The organism is Corynebacterium sp. (assembly GCF_030532195.1).
In the GTDB taxonomy this organism is placed as follows: domain Bacteria; phylum Actinomycetota; class Actinomycetes; order Mycobacteriales; family Mycobacteriaceae; genus Corynebacterium.
This window is the reverse complement of record NZ_JAUNLP010000004.1, coordinates 24,447-38,074: the sequence shown is the minus strand read 5'-3', so window position 1 is coordinate 38,074 and position 13,628 is coordinate 24,447. Positions and strand designations below refer to the sequence as shown.

Sequence of the window (13,628 nt, the reverse complement as noted above, 5' to 3'; positions counted from 1 at the left end):
AGGATCACTGAATGTTCACATCGACACTTGCCGGAAGGTCAATGCGCATGAGCGCATCAACAGTCTTCGGCGTTGGATCGAGAATGTCGATCAGACGCTTGTGAGTGCGCATCTCGAAGTGCTCGCGCGAGTCCTTGTACTTGTGCGGCGAACGGATGACACAGTAAACGTTCTTTTCGGTTGGCAACGGCACTGGGCCAACGACGCGTGCACCCGTACGGGTAACGGTCTCCACGATCTTTCGCGCAGAAGCGTCGATAGCCTCGTGGTCGTAGGCCTTGAGCCTGATGCGGATCTTCTGTCCGGCCACGCTTGTCCTCTCCTCGGTCGGCGCGCCCCAATCAAAGGGGCGTCGACCCTGTCAATGTTTCTCGACGCCGTCGGTTAACTATGGCCAGCGCCAGAAACTAAAACTGGGTTGTGCATTACTTCAAAGCGATTGCATCTTCGATAGCCATGGCAAACTCACATTGGCCATGACCCGAGCGGACGCATAACGCCTTTACACTCAAATCCCAGTGGAGAACAAGTCCCCCTCGTGGGGCCCTTGAATTCACCTACTGCCGCTGTTTATTTGCCATGCCACCTCCGACCCCCGCGGTCGGGCGTGTCGCCCGATTTTTCCGTGAGGCACGATTGGGAACTTCACTTCCTTACGTGGTCATGCTCGCCTTACCATCGACGCCCAACCAATTTCGTACCGGTTCCCACTGGGCCTCGTACAACAACTGGCTTCAAACGCCTTTGTTAAAGCAACCTCCGTATTTAAACACGTCAACCACATAAATGTAAAGTCGCTCCCCCAAAGTGATAGCCACATCACAAAAGTTGTGTATACCTATGCTTTACGATGTCCAGGAGAACCGCTCCCCCAGGAGTTAGATGTAGTTCATCTAAACGATAACCCCCGTCCCCCACCGCCCACGAATGACTAAAACACAGCGACGGCATTTACCAAGCGCCCACTTGGTGTGTGGCTCCCCCTCTGCGAGCACAATCAGCCCGACAACCCGAGAGGCTAATAATTCGATTGCGCAAAGCGCCGAATTACTACAAAGTTCTGAGAATACAAAAATCCCGACTCCGCATGAGCGGGGTCGGGATTCTTATGACCTATAAGAGGCTATTCCCTACCGTGGGAAAACTCTCTTACTTAACGATCTTGGTGACGCGGCCAGCGCCGACGGTGCGGCCACCCTCGCGGATAGCGAAGCGCAGGCCCTCGTCCATAGCGACCGGCTGGATCAGCTTGACAGCCATGTCAACGTTGTCGCCCGGCATGACCATCTCGGTACCCTCCGGCAGGGTCACAACACCGGTAACGTCGGTGGTGCGGAAGTAGAACTGCGGACGGTAGTTGTTGAAGAACGGGGTGTGACGGCCGCCCTCATCCTTGGACAGGATGTAGACGGAGCCCTCGAACTCGGTGTGCGGGGTGTAAGCGCCCGGCTTAGCAACGATCTGACCGCGCTCGATGTCCTCACGCTTGATACCGCGCAGCAGCAGACCGCAGTTGTCGCCAGCCTCAGCGGAATCCAGCAGCTTACGGAACATCTCGATACCGGTAACGGTGGTCTTCTGGGACTTCTCCTTGATGCCCAGAATCTCGACCTCGTCGTTAACGTTCAGGGTACCGCGCTCAACACGACCGGTAGCAACGGTGCCGCGACCGGTAATGGTGAAGATGTCCTCAATCGGCATCAGGAACGGCTTGTCGGTCTCGCGGACCGGATCCGGGATGTTCTCGTCGCAGGCGTCCATCAGCTCGAGGATGGAGTTGACCCACTTCTCTTCGCCCTCAAGAGCCTTCAGAGCGGAGATGTGAACAATCGGAGCTTCCTCGTCGTAGTCCTGCTCAGCCAGAAGCTCGCGGACCTCCATCTCGACGAGCTCGATGATCTCTTCGTCGTCGACCATGTCGCACTTGTTCAGAGCAACGAGGATGTACGGAACGCCGACCTGGCGAGCCAGCAGAACGTGCTCGCGAGTCTGCGGCATCGGGCCATCAGTAGCAGCAACAACCAGGATTGCGCCGTCCATCTGAGCAGCACCAGTGATCATGTTCTTGATGTAGTCGGCGTGGCCCGGGGCATCGACGTGAGCGTAGTGGCGCTTCTCCGTCTGGTACTCAACGTGGGAAACGTTGATGGTAATGCCACGTTCCTTCTCTTCCGGTGCCTTATCGATGGCATCGTAAGCGAACGACTCGTTCAGTTCCGGGTACTTGTCAGCCAGAACCTTGGTGATAGCGGCGGTGGTGGTGGTCTTACCGTGGTCAACGTGACCAATGGTACCGATGTTGACGTGCGGCTTCGTACGCTCGAACTTCGCCTTTGCCACTTTTAGTCCTCCTGGAGGTCTAGGTGGCCACGACTCTCGCAGCCACAATTTTGTGGGCACTCTATTCGCCTTCGCTCCGCGTTAGCCAATCAGCTGTTTGCCTATGGCCAAAAGCAGCGCGCGCGCAAGAGAGCACTGTTCTTTCACTGTGCCAGTTACTCGATACTAGGGCAGGATACTGGAGTTTTCCAAACCAGACCAACCCCCTAGTCAAGGGTGGGTAACGGCCAGCAACTCATATCGTCTTCTACCTGCGTATATAGCGCTTCGCTGAACAACAATTCAGCAATGGCGGACGATATAAATTGCGAGCAGTTACCCCCGATGGCTTTGCTGTGCTAATGCCGAAGCTCTAGCACAGCTCAAGCTACTGGGGTATTCACTGCGCAATGCAGTATGCATCGGCGGGCGAGGCAGCGCCTAGAGGGCACCTCCTCGCCCGGTTGCCGCGTCGTTAAGCGGTTATTAAGCGCCGGTACGAGCAGCGATAATCTCTTCAGCCACGGAGGACGGAACCTCAGCGTAGGAGTCGAAGATCATGGTGTAGTTTGCACGGCCCTGAGTCTTGGAACGCAGGTCGCCAACGTAACCGAACATCTCGGACAGCGGAACCAGAGCCTTGACAGCCTTGACACCGGTGCGGTCTTCCATGGAGTTGACCTGGCCACGGCGAGAGTTGATGTCACCGATGACCTCACCCATGTACTCTTCCGGAGTAATGACCTCAACGGCCATCATCGGCTCGAGCAGGACCGGCTTTGCCTTCTGGACAGCTTCCTTCAGAGCCTGCTGACCAGCAATCTTGAAGGCCATTTCGGAGGAGTCAACCTCGTGGTAAGCACCATCAAGCAGGGTTGCCTTGATGTTCACCAGCGGGTAGCCAGCGACGGTACCGTACTGCATTGCGTCCTGAATACCAGCGTCGACGGACGGGATGTATTCCTTCGGAACGCGGCCACCGGTGACCTCGTTGACGAACTTGTAAGTGGTGGACTCGCCCTCTTCAACCTCGTCAGCAGACGGGCTGTACGGCTCAAGAGCAATGATGACGCGGGCGAACTGACCCGAACCACCGGTCTGCTTCTTGTGGGTGTACTCGAACTTCTCGACCGGCTTGCGGATGGTCTCGCGGTAGGCAACCTGCGGGTTACCAATATTTGCTTCGACCTTGAACTCGCGCTTCATGCGGTCAACCAGGACGTCGAGGTGGAGCTCGCCCATACCGCCGATGACGGTCTGGCCGGTTTCCTCATCCAGGTGGACGGTGAAGGTCGGGTCCTCTTCAGCCAGACGCTGAATTGCGGTACCCAGCTTCTCCTGGTCAGCCTTGGACTTCGGCTCGATAGCAACGGAGATAACCGGATCCGGGAAGCTCATGGACTCAAGCACAACCGGGGCGTCCTGTGCACACAGGGTGTCACCGGTGGTGGTGTCCTTCAGACCGATGAATGCGTAGATGTTACCAGCCACTGCCTCGTCAACAGGGTTCTCCTTGTTGGCGTGCATCTGGAACAGCTTACCGATGCGCTCCTTCTTGTCCTTGGTGGAGTTCAGGACCTGCTGGCCCGGCTCCACACGACCGGAGTAAACGCGGACGAAGGTCAGCTTACCGAAGAACGGGTGAGCAGCGATCTTGAATGCGAGAGCGGAGAACGGCTCATCCTTGGACGGCTTACGAACCATCTCGACTTCCTCGTCACCCATCTGGTGACCGTGAACCTCGCCGATGTCCAGCGGGGTCGGCAGGAAGTCAATAACAGCATCGAGCAGTGGCTCAATGCCCTTGTTCTTGTAGGCAGAACCACAGTAGACCGGGTAGATCTCGGAGTTGATAACCATCTTGCGGATGGCACCCTTGATCTCGTCCATGGTCAGCTCTTCGCCACCGAAGTACTTGTCCATGAGCGCTTCGTCGGACTCAGCGACGGTCTCAATGAGCTTCTCACGGTACTCAGCTGCCTTGTCAGCCAGCTCAGCCGGAATCTCCTGAACCTGCGGCGGGGTGCCAATCTCGACCTTGCCCGGCCAGACCAGAGCCTTCATTTCCAGCAGGTCGACAACGCCATCAAAGTCATCCTCAGCGCCGATCGGCAGCTGCATAACCAATGGCTTTGCACCCAGGCGGTCAACGATGGTGCCAACGGTGTACTCGAAGTTAGCGCCCAGCTTGTCCATCTTGTTGACGAAGCAAATACGCGGGACATCGTACTTCTGAGCCTGACGCCAAACCTGCTCGGACTGCGGCTCGACACCCTCCTTACCGTCGAAGACTGCGACGGCACCGTCGAGAACACGCAGGGAACGCTCAACCTCAACGGTGAAGTCGACGTGACCCGGGGTATCGATGATGTTGATCTGGTTGTCGTTCCAGAAACAGGTCACAGCAGCGGAGGTAATGGTAATACCGCGCTCCTTCTCCTGCTCCATCCAGTCGGTGGTAGCGCCACCATCGTGAGTCTCGCCAACCTTGCGGTTGATACCCGTGTAGTACAGGATGCGCTCGGTCGTAGTCGTCTTACCAGCATCGATGTGCGCCATGATGCCGATGTTGCGGACCTTGTGGAGGTCCTTCTTAACGGGAAGTGCACCTTCAGCCACTTGATTCCCCACTCGTTTCAAATCGGTTTGGCGGCGAGATTCAATCGCGGGATTGCGATTGACCTTCTATTCCGCCGTCGGTCGGGTTTGCTTTATCTATAATGCCACCGTCTTGGCGTTAAGTCGCGCCATGACGTACACCCTTGGCGTAAATTTTACGCAAGATATCGGGTGTTAGCGCCGGGCTGGCCCTTAATTTACGTGACCCGTAACAGATCTGTGGACCGCGACCGACGCGCGCCGATGACATACCGGCGGTACGTTGACGACGGTGACCATCCGCGGCCCCCGTCGACAAGCGATTACCAGCGGTAGTGAGCGAATGCGCGGTTTGCTTCCGCCATCTTGTGAGTGTCCTCGCGACGCTTCACGGATGCACCCAGGCCGTTGGATGCATCGAGAATCTCGTTTGCGAGACGCTCGGTCATGGTGTTCTCACGACGCTGACGGGAGAACATCAGCAGCCAGCGCAGTGCCAGGGTGGTACCGCGGCCCGGACGAACCTCGACCGGAACCTGGTAGGTGGCGCCACCGACACGGCGGGAACGAACCTCGAGTGCCGGCTTGACGTTCTCGATTGCGCGCTTGAGAGTCAGCACCGGGTCGGTGCCGGTCTTCTCTTCGCACATCTTGAGTGCACCGTAGACGATGCGCTCAGCGGTCGACTTCTTACCGTCGATGAGAACCTTGTTGATCAGCTGCGACACCAGCGGGGAGCCGTAGACCGGGTCATTGACGACAGGACGCTTCTGAACTGGGCCCTTACGTGGCATGGTTTACTTCTCCTTCTTTGCGCCGTAGCGGGAACGAGCCTGCTTGCGGTCCTTGACACCCTGGGTGTCGAGGGAACCACGGACGATCTTGTAGCGGACACCCGGGAGGTCCTTCACACGACCACCGCGCACGAGCACCATGGAGTGCTCCTGCAGGTTGTGGCCCTCACCCGGAATGTATGCGGAAACTTCCATGCCGGAAGTCAGACGCACACGGGCAACCTTACGAAGAGCCGAGTTCGGCTTCTTCGGGGTGGTGGTGTACACGCGGGTGCAAACGCCGCGGCGCTGAGGGGAACCCTTCAGAGCTGCGGTTGCAACCTTTGCCTTCTTGTCATGGCGGCCCTTGCGGACCAGCTGCTGAATAGTGGGCATGAAGCCTCTTTCTTCTATTTCTCGCCGCTAGAGAATCTCGCGCCCGATGCCAACCGCAGCGGAGTAACCACCTTCCATGTGAACGCTCCTATAGAACGCTTCACAGGAAAAGTTATTACTCATCCAGTGGTGAGCCCATCGGTCAAACGCGGGAAAAGCGGAGGGATTTTGAACGTGCGAAACCCAGTCAGCCGCTCTCGCTGGCCTACTGGGTAATGTCTCAAGTTCCCAATTCTTTTCTGGGATCGTTGTATAACAGTACGCGAGCAGGGGCTTTACTCCAAACACCCTGGTAACAGCGTAAAAATTTTGGCCACTTTCGTAACAATCTAGGTTCGCACGCAAATTTTCGTCGAAAAGCACGGCGCGCCTCACCGCGCCGTCTCTCCCACCACTGGCGTCACATACGTTTCACTCGCTGCGAGCGGGACTGCGCGGGCATGACATGCCGGCCTTCACGGTCCATTGTCAGCGCGAGTGAGGAGATATATTGCGTCGAGCCATCCTCAGCCAGCTCCGCCGAGCGGATGACATCCGGGCGCTCAACCGACTCACCAGTAACAACACAGGTGAAGGCCTCAGCCGAGGGATTACCGTGCTCATCAAAGAGCGGCACCTCGATGCCGTCGTCATAGCGGCGCCTGTAGTAACGACCGCGAGTAAGAATAGCCACCTCAGGCGTGACGACGAAAGCAATGACTGCTGCGGCCAACGCCGAATACGGAGCAAGGTTTTCCCCGAATGCACCGAAGTACATTGCAATCGAGATTACCGCCGAGGCCGTCAGCGAGGTAATGCCGACGGGGTTGAAGTCATGAATCATACCGCGGCGGTAGTCCGGGTAAATCGGCGAAATCTTCAGCACCCATTTATTAATGGCAATATCTGTCGCCACTGTGAAAATCCACGCAATTGCAAGGTTTGAGTAGAAGCCCAGAACGGCGTTGAGCATGGAGAACATGTCAAACTCCATAAGCGCAAGCGAAATACCAAGGTTGACGAAGACGAAAATTACGCGCCCCGGATAAGTCTTTGCCACACGCGTATAGGCGTTCGTCCACGCCAGCGAGCCGGAGTAGGCATTGGTGGCGTTGATCTTAATCTGACTCATCACCACCAGTACGACCGCCAGCGCGACTGCCAACCAAGTTGGCACCATTTCGCGATACACCGTCATGAACTGATGAACTGGCTCCACCGCTTCCGTCGCACTTCCGCCCACCGTGGCCAGCATGTAGACAGCTAGGAAGACTCCGAGTATCTGCTTCGTCGCACCGAAAATTACCCAGCCTGGCCCTGCCAAAACAACTGACGCCCACCACGACTTCGCATTTTCACCGGTCTTCGGAGGCATGAAACGAATGTAGTCAATATCCTCTGCAATCTGCGCCGCCAGCGCCAAACACACACCAACTGAAGCCATCATCGCCGCAAAACTAGGGCCATCGGATTGCCCCTGATAGGACAGAAAATTATCAATCGAATCAGGGTGCTTTACGACGAGATAGACCAGCGGTAGCACCATCATCACTAACCAGAGCGGATTGGTAAGCGTTTGCATTTTTTGCAGTGTCTTCATGCCAAACACCACCACTGGGATGATGATGAGCACGCTGACCAAGTACCCCAACCACAGCGGCACACCTAGCCCGAGCCTGAGACCTTGGGCCATGATTGCACCTTCGGTGGCGAAGAAGATGAACGTGAAGCTGGCGAAGATGACGTTGGTAATAACGGAACCGTAGTACCCGAAGCCGGAGCCGCGGGTGATGAGATCCAAATCCAGGTTGAACTTTGCAGCGTAGATCGCCAGTGGCGCGCTGGAGACGAAGATCAACACGGCGGCAATCAGGATGCCACCAATTGCATTTGTTGTTCCGTGTGCGATGCCAATTCCGGCACCGATAGAAAAGTCAGCTAGGTAGGCCATGCCACCTAGGGCAGAGCCCGCGACTGCCGCCGGTGTCCACGTTCGGTAATGCCTCGGTGCAAACCGGAGTGGATAGTCGTCACCCAGCTTTGATGACGACCCATGATTTTCTGCCTGCCGTTTTCCCTGCTGTGTATCGGCCATTGTGGTCGTCATGAAATACCCCTGAGGTCGGTTCGCGGTGATGGCTTCACCACGATTGGTAAGTCAGCACTTGATTGCTGTAAAACCAGATATAGTCCGCCTCATTTTTCAGCACAAGGTATTTATTTACCTATTTCCGTATATAGGGGTAGACGGTGTTATCTATTTACCCATGAAGAAGCATTGTCTTTTCGCTGGTAAACAGCACAAATACTCGGCTGGCTAGCTATACCAATATCACAATCGTGAATTGCCCCCGCCCCGGCTAATTGCCCCCGCCCCGGCTTCAGCCCTAATTCACAACAATGACGCAGTGCCCGGCACGCCCCACTCGGCCATCTGCTTCAACATCGATGTGCGCGGTCGGCTTTTCATGTTCAATTGCGATAACGCTCTCATCGCAGGTGCCATCTGCACCTACTGCACCCAGAATCGGCTCGTCGGGTTTTCTGCCGTTTGTATCCACCGTGTCCGACGTCGATGCCGATGCCGGCACCGACGCTGCAGTATCGCCAGGCTGCGTATGAGCAATGCCACTATCGGCCTGCTGGTTTGCCTGTCCCCGTCCCCCACAGCCACCAAGCGCAACTAACCCAACAGTCGCCGATAGTGCCGATAGTGCAATTACCCTTAGTTTTCGCTCACCCATATCCCATTAGGCCAACTGACAAGCCTAGAGTTCGTACCTAGTCCTGCCACCACTGGCGCTCTGGGACATCGCCGCGGGAGCCGTCGGGAAGCGGCTTGACGCCGAGGACCTGGTGGAGCTGAATTGCGTTGTGGCGGAAGTTGTACTCCGAGCCCGCCATGTACATGCCCCACAGCTTTGCGGTTTGCTCACCAACCAGTTCGACGGCCTTACCCCAGTCGCCCTCCAGGTTTTCACACCAGTCGTAGAGCGTACGAGCGTAGTCAAAGCGCAGGTTCTGCTGGTCAATCATTTCAAAGCCCTGATCCTGCATTGCATGCATGATTGTGCCGACGCCTGTCAGCTCACCATCCGGGAAGATGTAGCGGTCGATGAACGTGCCCTTGCGAGTGCGGTGGTTATCCCAGTAGGTGATGCAGTGGTTCAGCATCAGACCGCCCTCCTTCAGCTTGCCGTAGAGGAATCCGAAGAAGCTCGGGTAATTCTGGACACCAATGTGCTCGAGCAGGCCAATTGCGGAAATGGCGTCGAAGCCCTCCTCGGCGACATCGCGGTAGTCCTGGAAACGAACTTCAGCGAGGCCATCCAGGCCATCTTCTTTAATCTTGGCCTGCGCCCACTGCGCCTGCTGCTCCGACAGCGTGACGCCAATGGCCTTGACACCGCGCTTTGCGGCATAGCGGACCATGCCGCCCCAGCCGCAACCGACGTCGAGAAGCCTGTCACCCTCCTTGAGGCGCAGCTTGTCAAAGATCAAGCGGTACTTGTTCTCCTGCGCCTCTTCCAACGTGGCATCTTCATGCGGGTAGTAAGCGCAGGTGTACGTCATCGAAGGGCCGAGGAGAAACTCGTAGAATTCGTTACTGACGTCGTAATGCGATGAAATCGAATCGGCGTCGCGCTCCTTCGAGTGCCGTGCCAGACCGTTTTGGAGGCGCTTCTTCCACCACGCGGTGCGCTCAATCTCTGGAATCTCCGGGACGTACGGCAGCCCCATTGCGCGCAGGGAACGGACCACCTTGGCCAGGGTGGTTGGGGATGGAATGACAAATTGGTCATGCAACTTCATCAAAGCCTCGAATGCTTCGATGGGGTGCCCCAGGCGGACCCGGGTCAGTTCCATTTCACCGGTAACAAATGCGCGACCGAAGCCGACGTCGTCACGCAAGTGCGTCACGATGTAATTCAGCGCATCGCGCGAGCGAACGTTAATGCCGACCTTCGCATCCTCAGGACCGGCAGCGGAGCCGTCGAAGGCCGTCAGACGCAGTGGCAGTGGATTCTCCGACGTATCGATGAAGGTTTCGAAAATCTCCGCAACGGTCATTGGAGTAAATGCCATGGTGATTCCTTTACGTATTTAAAAGTTGAAGTTGTTATTAGGCACCGATGACAGTCTTGTCATAGAGCCGCGGAAACCGCGAGTTGGGGTCATAAATGGCCTTGAGCTCATCGGGCAAACTTCCGCCATAGAGCTCCGCGAACTGCTCTGGGGAATAGAAGGCCTCGGAGTACAGCGACTTGTGCCCACCCAAGTCACTGACTTTCTCTTCAATGACTCGGTTAAATGCCCCGGGGCGCGTATCACCGGGGACATGGTTAATGGGCACCGCCGACCAGAACCCGACATTGACCCAGGTCGTATCGGGTTCCAGTGGGTAAAGCGGCCAAGGGCTGTCGCTGTCGGCCAGCTTGTCGCCGGTGCCAATCAATTCCTCGGAGCCTTCGCGCAGGCGAATTGGGCACATCCACACCGGCTGAATATCGCTGGCCTGGAAGAACCACTCCAAGAATTCAGCGAGGTGATCGACAGTGACCTCAATATCCTGGACGACACGCTCATTTCGCGGCAGCCCCTTGCGAGCCTTCATCCTGTTTTCAATGTCGTATTTTTTGTCCAGCCCAACGAGCTTCCAATAGAAGGAAGAACGCTTCAGCTCGCGTGGCCACATAGCGCGAACAGTTGGGTTTTGCGTGCCGAATGCGCGGGAGCACCAGAACCAATCGACGTCCCAGCGCCAGATGTAATCGCGAATCTTCAGACGATCGCGAGTAACTCCCGATGGGTGCTGCAGCGATCGGTAGTAAATCCTGTCACGCGTGTAGTCCGAAACGGGCCCCTCTTCGTCCGTCTTTCGCCCCAGCACAAGGTAGATTTCATCGGGCGAAAACGCAACGCCGTCAAGAAAGTGAACAGGTTCGCCTTGGTACTGCTTTTCGACGGCGATACTCGCCAGCGCGTTAGCCGCGTCAGCGGCAGAGTGATACCGAATATGCCGCAACTCCACGTACGGGAGCACTTCTTCAAGTTCAATTTTCAGCCGGACAACATATCCGAGCGAACCGTAGGAGTTGGGAAAGCCACGGAAGAGATCCACGTTTTGGGTGCGCGAGCAGGTAACTACCTCACCAGTGCCGGTGAGAACATCCATCTCGATAACGGACTCATGTGGCAAGCCGTTGCGGAAGGCCGTGGATTCGACGCCCATGCCGGTGACCGCGCCACCAAGCGTAATGGTCTTCAACTCCGGCACGACGAAAGGCATCAGGTCATAAGGCAGGGTGGCATCTACCAGATCTTCATAGGTACACATACCCTGCACATCCGCAGTCTTTGCCACCGGATCGACAGCCACTACCCCACCGAGACCGCTGACGTCGAGGCCGGGGACATCGGTGTGGCTTCGAGTGCGAAACAGGTTAGACGTGCTCTTTGCCAATCGGACTCGCTGGTCAACAGGAATAGCAGGGAAGCTGTCGACTAGTCGCTGCACGCCTTGCTCGTGCACAAACCAACCGACGGGCTCCACTGGCACCGGGTCAATTCCTCGTCCCGGTGCAATTTGCGCCGCCGCGGAAGCTACTTTTCCAACTAGACGTGGAACACTGCCAACCCCAGGAGTCTGTTGATGAGCCATGAGGAATACCGTAACCGCATGTCTCAGGGAATTTCTATGCGAATTGATGGGACTTTTGACTCCCGTTTACAACTAACCGAGCCCCGCGCCGACTTACGACGGCGAAATACACGGACTGATAAGGGGATTTACGTCTAGATATATAACTGGGTATGGGTACCCTTAGCAGCCCACTCAGCCACCCCTTAAAAGGGGCGCGAATATGGTTTTCATTACGGTTTTTCGTTTTTTTCGTCGTAAAGGTCCACTCAAATTTGTTTGGCAGAACGCATTTATGCTAATTCCGCTACACACAGCTGCTGAACAAAAGCAGAGATCAATGCGCGCCCATTGGCATCAATACGACTGTCGACGGCCCTCGTTCTGGCGGCAATTGCAGCTGAATCTGTACCGTTCGTTTTTGACCACTGCTCCACTAGCTCCGGCGTAGCTTCGGGATGAAACTGCACGCCTACAATGCTCCCCAGCCGAAATGCCTGAACAGGACACCGCTCACCAGTGGCTAACAGCTGCGCATCCGGCGGCAGCGAGGTCACGGCATCAAAGTGCGATTCCGCCACGTCAAAGCACCGAGGCAGCACTCCAAGGAGCGGGTCCTGCTCCCCTTCCGAGGTCAGCTGTACAATTGCTGCACCTTCTTGGCCCTGACCGGGGGCGGACACTGTCACAGTTCCGCCAAAGCAATCGGCAATGATTTGATGCCCGAGACAGATACCAATGACAGGGACATGGTTGGCGTGGGCGTCGTGAAGCAAAATGCGAAGAGCCGGAAGCCACGGTGCCGTCACTTCGCTAAGCGCGTCCATTGCACCACCGAGCACGATAATGCCATGCCCACAGTCGGTGAGTGCTGGTACGGATTCTTCGAATAGTCGGCACGTGCGGTACGTTGCACCGAGGTCATCGAGCCAGGTTGCAATGCGGGCGATGGGGACTGTCGGATCGGGTTGAATGACGGTGATATCAGTCATGCGAGGCACCTTCGATGGAGATTTCCGCTCGGATACAGTACGGGCGTACTGGCAACTTTACGCTCCTATTACGCATTTGCATAGCCGTTTATGTAGGTAAATATTTCCGATGTGCCATGCGTACAATTCGCTTCTGGCGAATGCGCTTTCATTGCCGCCTAACAGCTAGCTGGCGTATAGGTGGGGGCATGACTAAGAAAGTTATTGTTATCGGTGGCCACGGCAAGGTGGCCCAAATCGCTACTCCCCTGCTCATTGAGAAGGGCTACGAGGTAACTTCTGTTATTCGCAACCCAGATCAGGTCGCTGACATCGAAGCACTCGGCGCCACGCCGGCGGTGCACGATGTCACTGAGCTATCCACTGAACAGTTCGCTGACCTGCTGCGCGGCAACGACGCCGTTATCTGGTCTGCCGGTGCCGGCGGCGGTGCACCAGAGCGCACCTACGCCATCGACCGGGACGCTGCCATTAACTCCATGGCTGCTGCCAAGCTGGCGGGAGTCAAGCGTTATGTCATGGTTTCCTACTTCGGTGCAGGCCCGGGCCACGGTGTTCCGGAGGATCACAGCTTCTTTGCTTACGCAGAGTCCAAGGCTGCGGCCGATACCAAGTTGCGCGAGTCCGACCTGGACTGGACCATCCTCGGCCCAAGTACTCTGACCTTCGGCGATGCCAAGGACACCATTGATACCAAGGCGGAGAAGGCAACCGAGGTGGCACGCGCTACTGTCGCCAACGTGATTGCGGAGACCGTCTTCAATGACGAGACCATTCGCCGCACCATTGATTTCAACGATGGTGACACTCCCATTGCCGAGGCTTTGAAGGCTTAGAAGTCTTAAAAGACTAAAGCACCAGGCCTCATCGGTTGCCTGATTGGCCTGGCTAGTTAAAGCACAAAAATCCCCGGCTTCCAAAGGAAGTCGG

The 13,628-nt window shown here is 56.5% G+C and carries 11 protein-coding genes; 1 reads left to right on the top strand and 10 read right to left on the bottom strand.

The window, feature by feature from the left end; all coding sequences use genetic code 11:
* Positions 1 to 4: 4 nt before the first annotated feature.
* From rpsJ to Q4E11_RS05495, 10 genes are all read right to left on the bottom strand, one after another.
* Positions 5 to 310 carry a 30S ribosomal protein S10 gene (gene rpsJ, locus Q4E11_RS05540; protein ID WP_003938093.1) on the bottom strand — a complete coding sequence of 102 codons (306 nt, stop codon included), beginning with the start codon at positions 308 to 310 and terminating at the stop codon, positions 5 to 7.
* Between the two features lie 839 nt (positions 311 to 1,149).
* On the bottom strand, positions 1,150 to 2,340 hold the full coding sequence (tuf, locus tag Q4E11_RS05535; protein ID WP_303164297.1) for an elongation factor Tu: 1,191 nt from the start codon (positions 2,338 to 2,340) through the stop codon (positions 1,150 to 1,152).
* 465 nt (positions 2,341 to 2,805) lie between these two features.
* Positions 2,806 to 4,938, bottom strand: a complete 2,133-nt coding sequence (gene fusA, locus Q4E11_RS05530) for an elongation factor G (protein ID WP_303164295.1) — start codon at positions 4,936 to 4,938, stop codon at positions 2,806 to 2,808.
* A 302-nt stretch (positions 4,939 to 5,240) separates the two neighbouring features.
* The gene (rpsG, locus tag Q4E11_RS05525) at positions 5,241 to 5,711 is read right to left on the bottom strand and encodes a 30S ribosomal protein S7 (protein ID WP_303164294.1); all 471 of its coding nucleotides are present in this window, start codon (positions 5,709 to 5,711) and stop codon (positions 5,241 to 5,243) included.
* A gap of 3 nt (positions 5,712 to 5,714) precedes the next feature.
* Positions 5,715 to 6,086, bottom strand: a complete 372-nt coding sequence (gene rpsL / locus Q4E11_RS05520; RefSeq protein ID WP_303164292.1) for a 30S ribosomal protein S12 — start codon at positions 6,084 to 6,086, stop codon at positions 5,715 to 5,717.
* A gap of 400 nt (positions 6,087 to 6,486) precedes the next feature.
* Positions 6,487 to 8,172 carry a cytosine permease gene (locus tag Q4E11_RS05515; RefSeq protein WP_303164291.1) on the bottom strand — a complete coding sequence of 562 codons (1,686 nt, stop codon included), beginning with the start codon at positions 8,170 to 8,172 and terminating at the stop codon, positions 6,487 to 6,489.
* 280 nt (positions 8,173 to 8,452) lie between these two features.
* Complete coding sequence (locus Q4E11_RS05510; RefSeq protein WP_303164290.1) at positions 8,453 to 8,809, bottom strand: hypothetical protein; 357 nt, start codon at positions 8,807 to 8,809, stop codon at positions 8,453 to 8,455.
* 37 nt (positions 8,810 to 8,846) lie between these two features.
* Positions 8,847 to 10,151 (bottom strand): cyclopropane-fatty-acyl-phospholipid synthase family protein, encoded by a 1,305-nt coding sequence (locus Q4E11_RS05505; RefSeq protein WP_303164288.1) that lies wholly within the window; start codon positions 10,149 to 10,151, stop codon positions 8,847 to 8,849.
* Between the two features lie 37 nt (positions 10,152 to 10,188).
* Positions 10,189 to 11,727 (bottom strand): FAD-binding protein, encoded by a 1,539-nt coding sequence (locus tag Q4E11_RS05500; protein WP_303164286.1) that lies wholly within the window; start codon positions 11,725 to 11,727, stop codon positions 10,189 to 10,191.
* Positions 11,728 to 11,999: 272 nt separating this feature from the next.
* Complete coding sequence (locus Q4E11_RS05495) at positions 12,000 to 12,698, bottom strand: type 1 glutamine amidotransferase (protein ID WP_303164284.1); 699 nt, start codon at positions 12,696 to 12,698, stop codon at positions 12,000 to 12,002.
* Positions 12,699 to 12,886: 188 nt separating this feature from the next.
* On the opposite strand from Q4E11_RS05495, the gene Q4E11_RS05490 reads away from it, so the two are divergent.
* Complete coding sequence (locus Q4E11_RS05490) at positions 12,887 to 13,534, top strand: SDR family oxidoreductase (protein ID WP_303164283.1); 648 nt, start codon at positions 12,887 to 12,889, stop codon at positions 13,532 to 13,534.
* Positions 13,535 to 13,628: the final 94 nt, after the last annotated feature.